Source organism: Nocardioides speluncae (assembly GCF_003121585.1).
GTDB classification, from domain to species: Bacteria; Actinomycetota; Actinomycetes; order Propionibacteriales; family Nocardioidaceae; genus Nocardioides; species Nocardioides speluncae.
The window spans coordinates 1-1367 of sequence record NZ_QEOO01000043.1 but is presented as its reverse complement, the minus strand read 5'-3'; the positions used below and the strand labels follow the sequence as shown (position 1 = coordinate 1367).

2 protein-coding genes are annotated in these 1367 nt (G+C 72.1%); one reads left to right on the top strand and one right to left on the bottom strand.

The annotated features are described in order from the left end of the window. Positions 1–123: 123 nt before the first annotated feature. Positions 124–834, bottom strand: coding sequence for a copper homeostasis protein CutC (locus DDV73_RS23965; RefSeq protein WP_109509801.1), 711 nt, complete (start codon positions 832–834; stop codon positions 124–126). Between the two features lie 53 nt (positions 835–887). Between DDV73_RS23965 and DDV73_RS23960 the strand changes: the two genes are divergently transcribed. Then, on the top strand, positions 888–1244 hold the full coding sequence (locus DDV73_RS23960) for a hypothetical protein (RefSeq protein ID WP_109509800.1): 357 nt from the start codon (positions 888–890) through the stop codon (positions 1242–1244). Positions 1245–1367 lie beyond the last annotated feature (123 nt).

The window sequence follows — 1367 nt, the reverse complement described above, 5'->3', positions numbered from 1 at the left end:
GGTCAGGGTGCGTGCAGCGCAAGGCGTCGGAGGGAGGCGGGCCGGTGGCCCGTCGACCGACGACAACGCAGCGATGTGCGTGCCCTGGCCGCTCATACCCCGACGAACTTCCGGAGATACCCACTAGATGACCCGACCGACCGCGTCGTCGACCAGCAGCCGCCAGGAGCGGACGTGGCCGGCGTCGACGTACGCCTTCAATGAGCCGCTGGGCCGGGTCTGGACGTCGACCTGGAACTGCCGGACCCCGGCGCGTGCGAACCACGGCACCTGCTCGGCGCGCAGCCCGCCGCCCGGCATCAGCAGCCGGGCGATCTCCGGGCCGGACTGCGCGAGCGCCAGCAGGTCGTCGTACCCGGAGTCGAGGCCGCGCGGTGAGCCGGCCGACCGGACCGCGGTCAGGCCGGGCAGACCGACCGCCGCGCGCCAGGCGCGGGCGGGTTCCAGGGCAGCGTCGAACGCGGCGTGGAAGGTCCACGGGACGTGCGGCAGCGCCTTCGACAGCATCGTGCAGGTCTCGGTGTCGACCTCGAGGTCGCGGTCCAGGAAGCCGAAGACGACGCCCTCGGCGCCGATCCCGACGTACTGCTCGGCGAGGGTGACCAGCCGCGCGAACTCGGCCCCGGTCGTGGTCCAGCTGTCGTTGAGCCGCAGCATCACCCGCACCGGTAGCTCGGTCTCCCGGACCAGCGCCGCGACGTCGCTCGGGCTCGGCGACATGCCGACGGGGTCGTCGCCGACGAGGTAGCACAGGCGGTCGGCACCGCCCTCCTCCGCGCCGGCCACGTCGCGGACGTGATGGACGGTCACCTCGAGGACGCCCGCGTCGGTCATGCTCGAACAATAGAGGTCAGCCGGTCGCCTTGGCCGCCTTGCACAATGGGACTGTGGACCCCACTGACCTGTTGCACGCGCGCGCTCGGGTGCTGCACGACCTCGAAGCAAGTCGGGTGGCAACCGCCGACGTGGTCTCGCTGTTGGAGGACGCGCTGTCGGAGCGGCAGTGGTGGGTCGAGCAGTGGCCGGAAGGCAAGCCGTACGTCGCTGGGCTGGTCGCCCAAGACGTGCAGGACGCGCTGCTGGAGCGGGTCGGCCGCTGGCCGCTGTGCACCGGCTGCCCCGACGACGACACCCACGCGCTCTACATCCAGCCCGAGCTCGGCGGTCCCGACCCGACCTGGGTCTGCGAGCGGTCCGGCACCACCGTGGCCCCGCTCGGCAGGCTCGACCCGCCGCCTGGCTAGTGGGTATCTCCGGAAGTTCTTCGTGGGTATGAGTGGTCAGGGTGCGTGCAGCGCAAGGCGTCGGAGGGAGGCGGGCCGGTGGCCCGTCGACCGACGACAACGCAGCGATGTGCGTGCCCTGGC